At 72.5% G+C, this 14,895-nt stretch carries 11 protein-coding genes; 7 read left to right on the top strand and 4 right to left on the bottom strand.

The features are described from left to right. Nucleotides 1–35: 35 nt before the first annotated feature. On the bottom strand, nt 36–1,163 hold the full coding sequence (locus LE548_RS06915) for a substrate-binding domain-containing protein (RefSeq protein ID WP_225095755.1): 1,128 nt from the start codon (nt 1,161–1,163) through the stop codon (nt 36–38). Nucleotides 1,164–1,312: 149 nt separating this feature from the next. On the opposite strand from LE548_RS06915, the gene LE548_RS06910 reads away from it, so the two are divergent. Both LE548_RS06910 and LE548_RS06905 read left to right on the top strand, forming a co-directional pair. Further along, nucleotides 1,313–2,371: a LacI family DNA-binding transcriptional regulator gene (locus LE548_RS06910; protein ID WP_225095754.1), complete on the top strand. Its 1,059-nt coding sequence runs from the start codon at nt 1,313–1,315 to the stop codon at nt 2,369–2,371. Continuing rightward, complete coding sequence (locus LE548_RS06905) at nt 2,364–3,437, top strand: carbohydrate kinase (RefSeq protein WP_225095753.1); 1,074 nt, start codon at nt 2,364–2,366, stop codon at nt 3,435–3,437. Before LE548_RS06910 ends, LE548_RS06905 begins: the two co-directional genes overlap by 8 nt. 269 nt (nt 3,438–3,706) lie before the next feature. Here the strand turns inward: LE548_RS06905 and trpS are convergent, their stop codons facing one another. Next, a complete protein-coding gene (gene trpS / locus LE548_RS06900; protein WP_374116029.1) occupies nt 3,707–4,819 on the bottom strand; it encodes a tryptophan--tRNA ligase in 1,113 nt (370 codons plus the stop codon). A 211-nt stretch (nt 4,820–5,030) separates the two neighbouring features. After that, on the bottom strand, nt 5,031–6,608 hold the full coding sequence (locus LE548_RS06895; RefSeq protein ID WP_225095752.1) for an IucA/IucC family siderophore biosynthesis protein: 1,578 nt from the start codon (nt 6,606–6,608) through the stop codon (nt 5,031–5,033). A gap of 401 nt (nt 6,609–7,009) precedes the next feature. Between LE548_RS06895 and LE548_RS06890 the strand changes: the two genes are divergently transcribed. From LE548_RS06890 to LE548_RS06880, 3 genes are read left to right on the top strand one after another with little or no spacing between them, the layout of a single operon-like run. After that, entirely contained in the window at nt 7,010–8,554 is a 1,545-nt protein-coding gene (locus LE548_RS06890; protein ID WP_225095751.1) for an IucA/IucC family siderophore biosynthesis protein, read from the top strand. Nucleotides 8,555–8,563: 9 nt separating this feature from the next. Then, entirely contained in the window at nt 8,564–9,826 is a 1,263-nt protein-coding gene (locus LE548_RS06885; RefSeq protein ID WP_225095750.1) for a VWA domain-containing protein, read from the top strand. Continuing rightward, a complete protein-coding gene (locus LE548_RS06880) occupies nt 9,826–10,629 on the top strand; it encodes a hypothetical protein (protein WP_225095749.1) in 804 nt (267 codons plus the stop codon). Before LE548_RS06885 ends, LE548_RS06880 begins: the two co-directional genes overlap by 1 nt. Nucleotides 10,630–10,690: 61 nt before the next feature. Here the strand turns inward: LE548_RS06880 and LE548_RS06875 are convergent, their stop codons facing one another. After that, on the bottom strand, nt 10,691–11,317 hold the full coding sequence (locus LE548_RS06875) for a winged helix-turn-helix transcriptional regulator (RefSeq protein WP_225095748.1): 627 nt from the start codon (nt 11,315–11,317) through the stop codon (nt 10,691–10,693). Nucleotides 11,318–11,398: 81 nt separating this feature from the next. On the opposite strand from LE548_RS06875, the gene LE548_RS06870 reads away from it, so the two are divergent. Together LE548_RS06870 and LE548_RS06865 are read left to right on the top strand one after the other, a co-directional pair. Beyond that, nucleotides 11,399–12,607 (top strand): pyridoxal phosphate-dependent aminotransferase, encoded by a 1,209-nt coding sequence (locus tag LE548_RS06870; RefSeq protein ID WP_225095747.1) that lies wholly within the window; start codon nt 11,399–11,401, stop codon nt 12,605–12,607. Nucleotides 12,608–13,053: 446 nt separating this feature from the next. Then, nucleotides 13,054–14,865, top strand: a complete 1,812-nt coding sequence (locus tag LE548_RS06865; RefSeq protein WP_225095746.1) for an FG-GAP-like repeat-containing protein — start codon at nt 13,054–13,056, stop codon at nt 14,863–14,865. The last annotated feature ends 30 nt before the right edge of the window (nt 14,866–14,895 follow it).

The raw sequence follows: 14,895 nt of genomic DNA, 5'->3' as shown, positions 1-14,895 counted from the left end.
GCCCGGTCGAGGGGCGGTCGCACCCGCTCGGGGTGTCAGTTGCCCCAGCAGGCGGAGGCGGCCTGCGAGGGGGACTGGACGGTCAGGCCGCCGAGGGGCTTCGCTGCGGCGAGCGCGGTGCCGGTGTCGTAGAAGGTCTTGCCGCCGGTCACACTGGGCTTGCTGCCGCCGCGGGCCAGCTTGGCGATCGAGTCGACGCCGAGGGCCGCCATCTTGCCCGGGTACTGCACCGCATCGGCCGCGAACTCGCCGCTGGTGAGGTTCTTCAGGCCGGCGCAGCTGCCGTCGATCGCGTAGATCGCGACGTTCTTCTCCTTGCCGGCCGCCTTCAGCGCGTTGTAGGCGCCCTCGCCCGCGGGTTCGTTGATCGCGTAGACGACGTTGATGTCCGGGTTGGCCGACAGGCAGTTCTCCATCGCGGTGCGGCCGCCGTCGATGGCACCCTGGGTGGGCTGGTGGCAGGCGACCATGTAGCTTCCGCCCTTGCCGCCGGTGTACTTGCCGGACTTGGCTTCCTTGCCGTTCTCGGTCTTGCTGCCCGGGTCGATGCCCATGCCCTCCAGGAAGCCGTGGTCGCGGTTGATGTCGACGGAGACGACCTGGTTGTTGAACAGGTCGAGCATGGCGATGACCGCGGGCTTGCCGTTCAGGGCGGCCGCGGCGTACTGGCCGTCGAGCTTGCCCGCCTGCTCGTTGTCGGTGGCGTAGGTGATGTTCGCGATGCTCGCCGGGTTGGGTGCGGTGTCCAGGGCGATCACGAAGAGGCCGGCCTGCTTGGCCCGGTTCAGGGCGGCGTTCACGGCGTCGCCGTTGGTGGTGATCAGGATGCCCTTGTCGCCGCGGGATATGGCGTTGTCGATGGCGGTGATCTGGGTCTGGGTGTCGCCGTCGGTGTTGCCCGCGGCCACCGTGAGACTCACGTTGTCCTTGGCGGCCTGGGTCTTGGCGTCCTTCTCCATGCTCACGAAGTAGGGGTTGGTGAGCGTCTTCAGGATCAGCGACACACCCACCTTGCCGCCGCCGCCCGACGCGGACGAAGAGGAGCTTCCGTTCGAGGAACCGCAGGCCGCGAGCGTGGCACCGAGGCAGACACTGACGCCGATCGCGGCCACTCCGGTGCGCCGACTGCGGCGGCTCGACGCCTGGCTGGAGGAGATGTTCATCGCTTGTTCCCTTTCGGAGCCGTCCCTTGGCCGACGCTGAGACAACGTTGACTGGGCGAGATACTGGGCCTGTATGGACGAGCCCGTCAAGACGCTGATAGACATGCGCGGGCAACGAGTAGGTAACGCACAACCGGTTGGAGACAACGATGACTCAGGGCGAGGCCGCGCCCCGGTCCACCCGCAGCCGCCCCACCATGCGTGAGGTCGCGGCGCTGGCCGGAGTGGCCATCAAGACCGTCTCGCGCGTCTTCAACGGCGTCCCCACCGTCGATCCGGCGATCGTCGCCAGGGTCCGCGAGGCCGCCGACAAACTGGGCTACCGGCCCAACCTCACCGCCAGCAGCCTGCGCCGCGGCGACGGCCGCACCGCCACCATCGGCATGCTCGTCGAGGACGCGGCCAACCCCTTCTCGGCCGTTCTGACCCGCACGGTGGAGAACGTGGCCCGGGAACGCGGAGTGCTGGTACTGGTCGGCAGCCTCGACGAAGACCCGGCGCGCGAACGGGAGTTGGCCCAGGCGCTCGTCGACCGCCGGGTCGACGGGCTGGTGATCGTCCCCGCGGGACGCGACCAGAGCTACCTCATCAACGAGCAGCACACCGGCACCCGCATGGTCTTCGTCGACCGCGAGGCCGGCCTGCTCGACGCGGACGCCGTCGTCTCCGAGAACCGGCAGGGCGCCCTCACCGCCGTCAACCACCTGCTCAAGGCAGGCCACCGCCGCATCGCCTACCTCGGCGACCGCGCCTCCATTCCCACCGCCGCCCAGCGCTTCGACGGCTACCGGCACGCCCTGGAAGTCGCGCACATCGCATACGACGAGGAGATCGTCCGCCACGTCGGGTCCAGCGAGGAGGCGGCCGTCGCCGCGACCGAGCAGGTCCTGTCCCTGCCCGATCCGCCGACGGCGCTGTTCACCAGCCAGAACTTCGTGACCATAGGTGCCGTCCGCGCACTACGCGCCATGGGCCTGCAGGACACCGTCGCCCAGGTGGGCTTCGACGACTTCCCCCTGGCCGACATCCTCAGCCCGGGCATCTCCGTCATCGCCCAGGACGTCGAACAGGTGGGGAGGACAGCCGCCGAGATGCTCTTCCGCAGGCTGGACGGCGACGAGTCGCCCACCCGCACCGTCACCGTGCCGACCCGGCTGATCGAGCGGGGCTCCGGCGAGATCCCAGCCGAAGGGCCCCGCCATGACTGAAACCGCACAAACCGCCACACAGCTCCCGGCCGTGACCGTGATCGGCGAAGCACTCATCGACCTGGTCCAGCTCGACGCACCGGGCGACTACAGGGCCCGGCCCGGTGGCAGCCCGTTCAACGTCGCCGTCGGCCTGGCCCGGCTCGGACACCGCACCGCGCTCATGGCACGCCTGGCCGACAACACCTTCGGCCGGATGCTGCGCACGCACGCCGCCGCCGAGGGCATCGACCTGACGTACGCCCCGGCGGCCGCCGAGCCCACCACGCTCGCCGTGGTCTCCATGGACGCGGCGGGAAGGGCGAGTTACGACTTCTACCTGGACGGCACCGCGGACTGGCAGTGGACCGAGGCGGAGACCGCCCTCGTCCCGCGGGACACCGCCGTACTGCACTTCGGCTCGGTCGCCTCCTGGACCTCGCCGGCCGCCGAGCGCATCGACTCCGCCGTCCGGCGCCTGCGCGCCGAGGGCACGGCGCTGATCAGCTACGACCCCAACGTCCGCCCCGCCCTGCTGGGCGACCCGGAGCGTGGCAGGCGGGCCGTCGAAGGCAGCGTCGGCACCGCCCATCTGGTCAAGGCCAGCCGTGAGGACGTCGAGTGGCTCTACCCGGACACGCCGATCGAGCGGATCGCCGCTCACTGGCTGGAGCTGGGCGCGCTCCTCGTCGTCATCACCGACGGTCCCGACGGCGCTCACGCCTTTCACGCCCGTGCGGGAAGCCTGAGCCGTCCCGGGCAGAAGGTCGCGGTGGTGGACACGGTCGGTGCGGGCGACGCGTTCACCGCCGGGCTGCTCGGCGCGCTGGCCCGCCACGGACTGCACATCCCGCAGCAGCTGGCCGCGGCCGACCCGGGCGTGCTGAGGATCGCCGTGGACGACGCGGTCCTCGTCTCCGCGCTGACCTGCGAGCGCCTGGGCGCCGACCCGCCCACCGCTCTTCCCCGCCCCCACCTGGATGCCCGAGCACCCCTGACGGCGACGGATCTGGTCTTCCCCGACGACACCGACCCGGCGGGCACGCGCAGCCCAGCTCCGGAGCCGGCGCGATCCGTCAGCAGCTGACGGCCACACCGGCTGCCCGGTTCCGTCGGTGACCGGCTGCCGGGGTCGGTGACCGGCTGCCGGGCGTCACGCCGGCGGAGGCCGGCGCCTGGGCCGGGCAACTGCTGCCATGGCCGTCGACGTTGCGTGCCGGCACCCAGCTCGTCCGGCAGCCTCTTGCCCGCTCCAGCCGGCGTCGGCCCTGGCGGGAGGCGGCAGCGGGCGGCGTCCAGGGCAGCGGTGATTCCGATGGTCACCGCTGCCCGAGACGACGACACTCCCTGGGGCGCTCAGTAGTGGCTGTACATCGCCGCGCGCACCTGCGCGAGCGTGGTCTCGGCCACCGCGCGGGCGCGCTCGTTGCCCTCGCGCAGGGTGCGGTGGAGGTAGGCGCGGTCCTGGGCGTACTCGGCGCGGCGGGCCCTGAGCGGTGCCAGGTACTCGTTGACCGCCTCGGTCACGGTCTTCTTCAGCGCGGCGGCGCCCGCCGAGCCGATGTCGTCGGCCACCTCCTCGGGGGTCCGGTTCTGGCACAGGGCCGCGAGCAGCAGGAGGGAGGACACCTCGGGGCGGCCCGCCGGGTCGTAGGTGATGTGCCGCTCGGAGTCCGTCTTGGCTCCCTTGAGCAGGCGGGCGGTCTCGTCGGCGTCGGCGGCCAGCGTGACGGCGTTGCGGCGGCTCTTGCTCATCTTGGTTCCGTCCGTGCCGAGCAGCAGCGGTGCGCTGGAGAGCAGGGCGTCGGGTTCCGGGAAGACCGTACTGCCGTTGCCGTAGCGGTCGTTGAAGCGGCGGGCGATGGTGCGGGTGATCTCCAGGTGCGGGAGCTGGTCCTGGCCGACCGGCACCAGATTGCCCTTGCAGAAGAGGATGTCGGCGGCCTGGTGGACGGGATAGGTGAACATCAGGCCGCTGACGGCGGACTGGCGCGAGTGGGCGATCTCGTCCTTGACCGTGGGATTGCGGCTGAGTTCGGCGACGGAGACGAGGCTGAGGAAGGGCAGCATCAGCTGGTTGAGGGCGGGGATCGCGCTGTGCGTGAAGATCGTGCTGCGTTCCGGGTCGACGCCGATGGCCAGGTAGTCCAGGACGAGCTCCTCGACGTGCTCGGTCAGGCTGTCCGCCACGTCCCGGTCGGTCAGGACCTGGTAGTCCGCGATGATCACGTACGTCTCGACGCCGAGGTCCTGCAGCCGTACGCGGTTGTGCAGCGTGCCGAAGTAGTGGCCCAGGTGCAGGCGACCGGTGGGGCGGTCGCCCGTCAGCATGCGGAACCGTCCTGGGTCCTCGCGGATCTGTTCCTCCAGCACCGCGCTGCGGGCCCGGGCGGCGGACGTCCCGAGCGTGTCGGCGGAGGGAGCCGGGGCGATGGTGTCGGGGCCGGGGGTCTGGGGCGTGATGGTCACAGCGTCTCCTCGTGGGGTCGGTCTCGCCGCCGGAACGGCACGGACCCTGGTCCGAGGGGACACGAAAGGGCCGTCCTTCCGAACGGCCCGGATCATGCGTGCGTGTCGGCCGCTCCTACGGGGAGCGCCACCAGCTACGGCATGACGAAAGATGCATGTGCAGAGCATAACGTCAGCCGCTGGAGTCCGGGCAGAGCCGTCTCGCGGCGGGTCAGGCGCCGGCCAGCGGGTTGGGCAGGGGCAGATAGCGGGCGTCCGCGCCGTCCGCGCCGGTCCAGCGCAGCAGCAGGTTGGTCTTGCCGGGCAGCGTGGCCGCGGCGAGCAGGACGGGGATCTCCGGCAGGCCGTGCCGGGCGAGTTCGCGGCGGGCGGCGGGCCAGGGGTCGAGGCCGGGGTGGTGTTCGGCGAGCGCGGCGGCGATCTCGGTGAGGTGGTTCACCACCAGGCAGTACACGAGCCGTTCCCAGCCCGCGGCCCGGGTCACGTCCGGCAGCAGCTTGACGCCCTCGGCGTCCCGGAACAGCGCCCGCACCGGCGTGCCGGCCGCGTCGACGGCGACGAGCGTGTTCTGCAGATGGGCCTCCACGACGACCCCGTGCTCGTCGAACGCCGTCAGAACGGGTGGTACGACCTGCCGCAGATACGCCTCCCACCAGGCCTCCGGGTCGGCGGTGGCCGCCAGCGGGCTGCCCTCGAAGCCCTCGGCGAGCCCGGCCGCGAGCAGCGGGACGGCACCGGGCGGGAGGTGGTCGCGCAGCCCGTCGCGGACGAGCACCGCGAGTTCCTCGAAGGCGAAGGCGGCCGTACGGTAGCCGCGGTCGCTCAGCCAGGCCGCGGGCGGGCGCACGGCCGCGAAGGCCTGTGCGGCGGCCGTGTCGGTGCGGCGCAGGCGGCGCAGGTCATGGCGCCAGAGGCGGCGGATGTCATTGGTGATGCGGACGTCCAGGGAGAACTTCAGGAACAGGTCGCGGCGGGGCGCGTACACCGTGCGGACCGCCGCCGTCGGCCAGGTGTCGAAGTCGGTCGTGCCGAGGTCGAGCAGACGGCCGTCGGCGAAGGCCGCCGCCAGCTCACGGCCCACCAGGTCCAGCTGCCAGGGGTGGGCGGGCAGCAGCCGGTAGCCGGGCGGGGCGGTGCCGAGGGCGTCCAGGGCGCGGGTGTCGCCCTCCTCGGCCACCTGGTCCTCGCGGACGCCGAGCAGCACCAGCGGGAAGCGGGCGTGCGCCTCGGGGGCGTACGGCAGCCAGGACGCGACCGGGCCGCCGCCGCGGGCCTTGGGGGCCGGGTGGTAGGGGTGGCCGGTGATCAGGGACTGCTCGGAGCGCAGGTAGGGGTCGGCGGGCGCGGTCGCGCCGGCGCGGGCGGTGAGCAGCGCGGCGACCGCGTCCCGGCTGTCGACCATCTCGGCGGGCAGGTCGCCGCCGGACTGGCCGGTGTGCCGGCGCAATTCCTCGGCGACCAGTTTGACCAGCTCGGTGTGACCGACGGGACGCCAGACACCGGAGGCGCACACCTCGGGCTCACCGGGACGCCGCCCGGGACGCACCCGCAACAGCCGGCCACTGGGCAGCCGGTGGATCCGGCGGTCACCGGGGAGTGTGTCCGGGGGCGGCTGCGGAGCCGGTTGCGGGGCCGCGACCGGGTTCGGGGGCGCTGCCAGGACCATGTCCGGGTCCGGGAGGGGCTCGGCCACTTCGCGCAGCAGGCAGTTGAGCAGGGGCGCGGCCGCGTACGCGTCGGCGCGGCGGCCGACGGCACCGGCGGGGTGTGTGAGGTCCACGCGATCCATTCGTTCGTTCTTCGTCCTGTGGCCGGACAGGTCGTCCCGTGTCCGGCGGGGCGCGCCCGGCGTCGCGGTGCGCCCGGCCGGTGGCCGCCGGCCGGGGACGCCGTGCGACGTGTACGCCGTCGGTCTCGTGCGGAGCGCATCCGGGAGCCGGTCGCGATCAGTATGTCCGTCGTCCTTCACAATCGTGCCCCGAGCCCGGATCCCGGGCCCACCCGAGTCTCCCCCCGTCCCCTCCTCCCGCGTCCCCACCGGCTCCCCGTCCCGTTCCTTCACTCGTCCCCCTTCCCCGTCGCCACACCCCCTCCGCATCCCGTTCCCGTCCCGGGGCCACCGAGCCCGCCCCCCTTCCCGTCCTCGGTCCCCGACCGGGCGCCCGCCCTCCCCTCCCCAAGGAGCCGACCGTGCACCGTCCCCCCGCCGCCGAGGCCGAGATCGCCGCGGAGCTGGCCGCCGTGCGGCCTGCCCTGCTGACCCGGTACACGGCGGAGCTGCCGGGTGCCCGTGCTGCCGTGCTGAGCCGCCTGTGGCGGGCGTTGGCGCATGAGCCGTTGCCGTGGATCACCGGGCGGGTGCGCGGGGCGCACGGGCTGGCGCTGCGGCTGGCCGACGGCAGGACGCTGTACGGGCCGCACGCGGATCCGTATGCCACGAGCGCGTACGTCACCGGGGTCCGCCTCGGCCAGGAACGTCACGTGGATCCGGCGGGCCTGATGGCCGCCCTGGCCGTGCCGCACGGCGCGGCGTTCGCGGCGGAACTGGCGGGCAGCGCGGCCTCGTTGGCGCTGTCCCGGGCGGATGCGGATCACCCGAAGGAGTGGCCGGTGGGGGTCCCCCCGACCGAAGGCCCGGGAAGGGACTGGGAGTGGGAGCAGCGGGTGACCGACGGGCATCCATACCATCCCAACTGCCGTTCGCGGCCCGGGTTCTCGGTCGCGGAGCAGCTCGCGTACGGCCCCGAGCACCGGCCGGTGGTGGGGCTGGGGACGGTGCCGGTACCGGTGGACGAGTGTCTGCTGACGGGCGACTGGCCGGCGGAACTCCGGGACGGGGAGCGGCTGCTGGTCCCCGTGCATCCGTGGCAGACCGCCCACCGGCTGAACCGCTCGTCCGATCCCTGGCGCTCGGCCCACCCCCTGCTGTCCCTGCGCACCCTCGCGCTGCCGGACGGCGGGCCGCATGTGAAGACCGCGCTGAGCGCACGGCTGACCTCGTCGGTGCGGGACATCTCGGCCTACTCGATCCGGTCCGCCGGGCCTCTCAACGACCTCGCCGAGCAGCTGACGGCGCGCACCGAGGGCCTGTTGCACATCACCCGCACGCTGGGCGCGGTCACGGCCGGTTCCCCCGATCTCGCGGCGCTGCTGCGGGAGTCGCCCGAGGTGTACGCGGCACCGGGCGAGCGGGTGCTGCCGGTGGCCGCGCTGCCCCTGACCGGTCTGCCCGACTCCCCCGGCTGGACGGCCGCGTTCGCCCGGCTGGCGCTCACCGTGGGCCTGCTTCTGCTCGACCTCGGCGTGGCCCTGGAGGCGCACGGGCAGAACCTGCTGGTGATCCTGTCGGCCGACGGCGCTCCCCGGCGGCTGGTCTACCGCGACCTGGCCGACATCCGCATCAGCCCGGCCCGCCTGGCCCGCCACGGTCTCACCCCGCCCCCGCTGACCGGCCGTCTGATCACGGACGACGAAACCGCCCTGCGCCGCAAGCTGTTCGGCTCTCTGGTGGCCGGATCCCTGGCGGCCACCGCAGGCTCGGCCGCGCCCCTGGGAGCGGCCCTGGCCGCCGCGCTCCCCCACCTCCCGGCCACCTCCGACCTGTCGGCCCTGCGTGAATCGCCCCTCCCGGTCAAGGCGTTGACCCTGATGCGCCTGTCCCCGCGGACCCCGGGCGACCAGTGGACGGCGCTGCCGAACCCGCTCGTTTTGGAGCCCGGCGCATCTGCTCCATAGGATCCTGCGATGATCAGAAGACAACGGCTGGCGGCGGGCGTGTGTGCTCTGCTCGCCGCCCTGGCGGCCGGGATCGCGTTCCCTGGCGGGGCCGTCGCCGACGAGACACAGGCGGCCGCTCCGAAGGTCGAACTCGTGCTGGACGTCAGCGGTTCCATGCGTACCCGGGACATCGACGGCGGCTCCCGGATGGCCGCGGCGAAGCAGGCGTTCGACGAGGTGCTGGACGCGACCCCGCAGGAGGTCCAGCTCGGCATCCGCACACTGGGCGCCAACTACCCCGGGAACGACCGCAAGGAGGGCTGCAAGGACACCGCGCAGCTCTACCCCGTCGGCACGCTGAACCGGACCGACGCCAAGACGGCGGTGGCCACGCTGCAGCCCACCGGCTGGACGCCGATCGGGCCGGCGCTGCTGAAGGCGGCGGACGACCTGAACGGCGGCGGCGGAACCCGTCGTATCGTCCTGATCACCGATGGCGAGGACACCTGCCAGCCGCTCGACCCGTGTGAGGTGGCCCGCGAGATAGCGGCCAAGGGCGTCGGGCTGACCATCGACACCCTCGGCCTGGTCCCGGACGCCAAGACCCGTGACCAGCTCAGCTGCATCGCGGACGCGACCGGCGGCACCTACACCGACGTACGGCACAAGGAGCAGCTGAGCAGCCGGGTCGGGCAGTTGGTCGACCGGGCCGCCGATCCGGTGGTGACGCCGGTGGCCACCGAGGGCGCCGCCCAGTGCACCGACGCGCCGGAGCTGAAGTCCGGGCTGTACACGGACCGGGCCGCGTTCGGGCAGCAGCGCTGGTACAAGGTCTCCGTCGAACCGGGCCAGGAACTGCGCACCTCGGTCAGCGTGGCCGACGACCGCGCCGTGAACCCCGGTTACGGCGTGCTGCTGCGGGCGGTGACCGTGCACGGGCGGGAGATCGTGCGCGGTGAGGCCGCCGGCACCGGCCGTACGGACGTCGTCTCCACCGGGCTGCGCTATCCGAAGCCGGCGAGCGACGACGACAACGCGCCGGCGGAGACGGTGTGTCTCCAGGTCAGCCACTCCTTCTCGGCCGCCCCGGGGGTCAAGACGGCGCCCGGTCTGCCGATCGAGCTGACCGTCGACGTCGTGGCCGGGCCGTCCGGCCATCACGACGTGGCCTCCTTCGGCCTCGGGCGCGGCTGGTGGCTGCTGGGCGCGCTCGTCGTGATCGGGTTTCTGGCCGGTCTGTTGTGGGGCTGGCTGTCGCGCTGGCGGGTCGCGGTCTGGAGGACGAACTGATGCGTTTCACCGTTGCGTTGAGTACCGCGCTGCTGGCGGTGGGGCTGGCCGCCGGGCCGGCCGCCGCCAACACCCCGAGCCCTTCGGCGAGCGCCTCCGCCGACGGCTCGGCGCCCACCCAGGCGGGCACCTCCTTCCGTACGGCGACGGAGATCAAGCAGGGGCAGTCAGCCACCGCGTCGGGCTCGACCGGTGACTACCTGTACTGGTCGTTCCCTGCCGACGTCGGGCAGCGGCCCACCGTCAAGGCGACCGTGAAGCTCCCGCGGACGCACGGCGCGCAGACCTGGCAGCTCGACGTGTACGACGGGCTGCGGCGCCGGCAGGCCTGCCAGTACGGCGCCGACCCCCGCCCGGTCGCGCAGGACGCCTCTCAGGCCGAGCTGGCCTGTGTGCTGCGCACGGTGCGCGGCTGGGCCGAGCCGTGGTCCGACGACCCGCTGCCGGGCACCTATTACGTCCGGCTGACGGTGGTGGACCTCGGCGCCTCCGACCTCGGTCAGCCGGTGAGCGCCGAGGTGCGTGTCGACTCCAAGGACATCGGCGGTGCCTCGGCCGTGGACGGCTCGCTGGGCAAGCCGCTCGTGCCCGGTATCGCCGTCAAGTCCGCGGCGGACCAGGGCGGTTCGAAGACGGCGGCGCTGTCCAGCTTCGGCCGGAACGACGGCTGGTCCTCCGGCTGGTGGTCCGACCGGTGGGTGTGGACCGGGATCGGTGCCGTGCTCGCGGCGCTCGCCGGGATCGGGGGCTATGCGCTGACGCGGGGGTCGGGACGGCCGTCCCGGGTGCCGCCGGGCGTCTGAGCCGCCGCAGCACCTCGACCACCCTTGAAGGCCTGCCGCTTCGGCAGGCCTTCGTGCTTCCTCACGCCTCCCGCAGCGCCTTCGCGAGTGTGCCCTCGCCCGTCACCGTCACCCGCCCCGCCCGCACCGCGTCCGGCAGGCTCAGCTCCCGGCGCGCCACGGCCTCGCAGGTCGCCGCGTCCAGCACGAGGCGGGCGTCGGCCTCGCCGGGCGCCGGGCCGTCGCCGTAGACCGGGCCCTCCTGCGCGCCGACGCGCAGATGGAACTCGCCCTCCTCCAGGCCGACTTCGACCAGCCCCTCACCCTCCAGGGCCCGCAGCAGCGGGAGTGCGAACCAGTGGGCGCGGACCGCGTCGGTCGGACGCCGCTCCCCCAGCTCGGCCGCGCCCCAGCTGCCCAGCGCCTGGAGGACGGGCAGCAACGCGCGGCCACGGGCGGTGAGTTCGTACACGTACGCCGCGCCGGGCGGGGGCAGCTTACGGCGGGTGGTGAGTCCGTCGCGCTCCATGTCCTTCAGCCGTGAGGCGAGGACGTCCGTGCTCACGCCGGGCAGGTCCGCGTGCAGGTCCGTGTAGCGGCGGGGCCCGGCCAGCAGCTCCCGGACGATCAGCAGGGTCCAGCGGTCGCCGACGAGGTCGAGGGCGCGGGCTGCGGAACAGTACTGGTCGTAGCTTCGGCGAGGTGACATGCGACGCAGTCTAGACAAGATGTTGGACTTTCCAAGCGTCCACTTGGTAAAACCAAGCAACACGAGTTTCCGGAGGGGCGCATGGAGTTCCGGCAGTCGAACAAGCTCAGCGAGGTCTGTTACGAGATCCGCGGTCCGGTGATCGAGCACGCCAACGCGCTGGAGAAGGCGGGACACAGCGTGCTGCGCCTGAACACCGGCAACCCCGCAGCCTTCGGCTTCGAGGCGCCGGAGGAGATCCTCCAGGACATGATCCGGATGCTGCCGCAGGCGCACGGCTACACCGACTCACGCGGCGTCCTCTCCGCCCGCCGGGCGGTCGCCCAGCGCTACCAGAACCTGGGCCTCGATGTCGGCGTGGACGACGTCTTCCTCGGCAACGGCGTCTCCGAGCTGGTCTCCATGGCCGTGACCGCGCTGGTCGAGGACGGCGACGAGATCCTCATCCCGGCCCCGGACTTCCCGCTGTGGACGGCCGTGACGACCCTGGCCGGCGGCAAGGCGGTGCACTACCTGTGCGACGAACAGGCCGACTGGAACCCGGACCTGGCCGACATGGCGTCGAAGATCACGGACCGCACCAAGGCGGTCGTGATCATCAACCCGAACAACCCGACCGGCGCGGTCTACCCCAAGGAGGTCGTCGAGGGCATCCTCGACCTCGCCCGCCGGCACGGCCTGATGGTGTTCGCCGACGAGATCTACGACCAGATCCTGTACGACGACGCCGTGCACCACTCGGCCGCGGCCCTCGCCCCCGATCTGGTCGTCCTCACCTTCTGCGGGCTGTCGAAGACGTACCGGGTGGCGGGCTTCCGCTCCGGCTGGCTGGTCGTGACCGGCCCGCGGCAGCACGCGAAGGACTATCTGGAGGGCCTGACGATGCTGGCCTCCATGCGGCTGTGCGCCAACGCGCCCGCGCAGTACGCCATCCAGGCCGCGCTCGGCGGCCGCCAGTCCATCCGCGAACTGACGCTGCCCGGCGGCCGGTTGTACGAGCAGCGGAACACCGCCTGGGAGAAGCTCAACGAGATCCCCGGCGTCTCGTGCGTGAAGCCCAAGGGCGCGCTGTACGCGTTCCCGCGCCTCGACCCCAAGGTGCACAAGATCCACGACGACGAGAAGTTCGTCCTCGACCTGCTGCTGCGCGAGAAGATCCAGGTGGTCCAGGGCACCGGCTTCAACTGGCCCTCCCCCGACCACTTCCGCATCCTCACCCTGCCGCACGCGGAGGATCTGGAGGCGGCGATCGGGCGCATCGGACGGTTCCTCGGCGGATATCGGCAGTAGGCGCCGGACAGGCGGGGCGTGTTCAGGGTGAGGATGCGGACACGGCGCGGGGTCTCGCCGAACAGGCCGTGCCGGCCGGTCTTCACCGCCGCCTCCTTCGACGTCCCGGCAACGGTGAGGAGTTCGGGGCGGTCGTGCTGCCGTCGTCGCGAGGCAGGATCTCCACCGGCCTGACCGGCAGGCCGGTCAGGCCGGCCATCAGGGTTTCGGCCAGGAGACGGCCCGCTGCCCGCTCGGCCGGGCGCCCCAGCCCCGACAGTTCGTCACGTGACGGACCGGTGGACGTGCGCTGCCCGATCCCCGCATTTCGCGAAAATGTGCGAAGATCGCCTGTGCGACCGGGGGGACGTCCATACACGGCTGACACCACAGGCTCTCGGTGGGCGCCAGACCCGCGCCGCACCGCCGCTCCCCCTGGTCCGGTTCGATCAGACCAGGGGGCATCTTTGCTTACGTACGGAAACCGCCGGACCGCCGTCGCCATACTGTGTGCGGCGGCCCTCGGCCTCGCGACGCCTCTGCTCGCGGCTCCCGCGGCACAGGCCGGTGACGGCGCGCCTGCGCCGTCCCCCGCGGGGCGGGAGGCGCGGGACGCGGCCCGGTTCTGGACCGCCGGGCGCATGGCCGACGCGCGGCCGCTGGACGGCGGGCGCACCGCTCCGAGCCGTCCGGGACCGTCGGTCGCGGCGGCGGGAGGGCCGCAGGGCACGGCGTTCCCGGGGACCCGCCTGGTGGGGACGTTCTTCGGGTCGGACGGGCCGGGCGGCACCACCTGGCACTGCACTGGCAGCGTGATCGACACGACGGCGCGGAACATCGTCCTCACCGCGGCCCACTGCGGGCTGAACATGAACGCCGACTACATCTTCGTCCCGAAGTTCGTGAAGGGCGCGGGCCCCGACCAGCAGCCGTACGGGATCTTCCACATCCAGCGGATGTTCACCGACCCCCGGTACGTACCCGACAAGGGATCGAGCACCACCAAGACGGCCGCATCCGACCTGGACACCGCCTTCGCCCGGGTCTCGGCCAACCAGCGCGGGCAGAGCCTTGAGGACGCGGTGGGCGGCGGTCTGACCTTCACCCAGCCGTCCGGCTACGCCAACAAGAACGTCACCGTCGTCGGCTATCCGTCCTACGGGCACAACAACACCGGCAGCGCCCTCAAGTGCACCGTGCCGACCACGCAGTTGCCCGGCTACCGGCAGATGTCGATGACCTGCGGCGGCTACTACGGCGGGGTGTCCGGCAGCCCCTGGATCACCGACTACCAGGACGACGCCACGACCGGCCATGTCATAGGCAACCTCGGCGGCTACAACGGCGGCGGCAACGACGCGGACGTCGACTACATCAGTTATGCCCCGGCGTTCGGCGCCGACGCCGCGAACCTCCTGGCCGACGCGGTCGCGAACCAGGACCCGCCCGCCGACCTGCCGCCCTACAAGGGAATCAACGCCCTGCCCGGCGGCGCCGCCCGCTGGCGAGGGGCCAAGCTGCTGGCCTCCGGCGACTACACCGGCGACCACCTCGGCGACCTGCTCGTCGTCTGGTCCGACGGCGGCATCACCCTCTATCCCGGGGACGGCAAGGGCGGGTTCGGGTCCGAGCAGCGGCTGGCGAACGCCAACTCCACCTGGACGTACGCCCGTACGCTCACCAGCGGGGACTTCACCGGCGACGGCCACAGCGATCTCCTGGTGCGCTGGTCCGACGGCGAGGCCACGCTGTACCCGGCCATCGGCACCGCGGGCCTCGGCCGGGAGGTCCGGATGGCGGCCCCCAAGTCCGACTGGAAGAACGCCGTACAGATCACGTCCGGGCAGTTCGACCACAAGGGCGCGAGCGATCTGCTGGTGCGCTGGTCCGACGGCCGGCTGACCCTGCACACCGGGGTCGGCACGGGCGGCTTCGGCCCCACCAGACAGCTCCTCGCGGCGAACGGCACCTGGACCAAGGCCGCCCAGCTGACCGGCGGAGACTTCGGCGGCACCCCCGGCTTCCTGGCCCGCTGGGGGGACGGCTCGCTCGACTCCTACGCCGGCACCTCGGCCGCGGGACCCGGCACCCGCTCCCGGGTGCTCGGCCCGAACGGCACGTGGACCCACGCCCAGGCCATGACGTCCGGCGACTTCACCGCCGACCACACGCGCAACGACCTGATCGTGCGCTGGTCCGACGGCGAGACGACGCTGTACGCCGACAACGGCACCAAATCCATCGGCACCGAGAACACGCTGGTCCACCCCGGCACCTGACGCATCCACGACTCCGGAGGAACGAAGGGG

The organism is Streptomyces sp. CoH27 (assembly GCF_020181035.1).
GTDB classification, from domain to species: domain Bacteria; phylum Actinomycetota; class Actinomycetes; order Streptomycetales; family Streptomycetaceae; genus Streptomyces; species Streptomyces camelliae.
This window is presented reverse-complemented; position numbering and strand designations above follow the sequence as displayed.

What these genes read in the sequence shown, in the direction of transcription:
- LE548_RS06895 (WP_225095752.1), bottom strand. Translation starts at nt 6,608, where the DNA reads ATGGATCGCGTGGACCTCACACACCCCGCCGGTGCCGTCGGCCGCCGC.
- LE548_RS06870 (WP_225095747.1), top strand. Translation starts at nt 11,399, where the DNA reads ATGGAGTTCCGGCAGTCGAACAAGCTCAGCGAGGTCTGTTACGAGATC.
- LE548_RS06905 (WP_225095753.1), top strand. Translation starts at nt 2,364, where the DNA reads ATGACTGAAACCGCACAAACCGCCACACAGCTCCCGGCCGTGACCGTG.
- LE548_RS06910 (WP_225095754.1), top strand. Translation starts at nt 1,313, where the DNA reads ATGACTCAGGGCGAGGCCGCGCCCCGGTCCACCCGCAGCCGCCCCACC.
- LE548_RS06885 (WP_225095750.1), top strand. Translation starts at nt 8,564, where the DNA reads ATGATCAGAAGACAACGGCTGGCGGCGGGCGTGTGTGCTCTGCTCGCC.
- LE548_RS06880 (WP_225095749.1), top strand. Translation starts at nt 9,826, where the DNA reads ATGCGTTTCACCGTTGCGTTGAGTACCGCGCTGCTGGCGGTGGGGCTG.
- LE548_RS06915 (WP_225095755.1), bottom strand. Translation starts at nt 1,163, where the DNA reads ATGAACATCTCCTCCAGCCAGGCGTCGAGCCGCCGCAGTCGGCGCACC.
- LE548_RS06875 (WP_225095748.1), bottom strand. Translation starts at nt 11,317, where the DNA reads ATGTCACCTCGCCGAAGCTACGACCAGTACTGTTCCGCAGCCCGCGCC.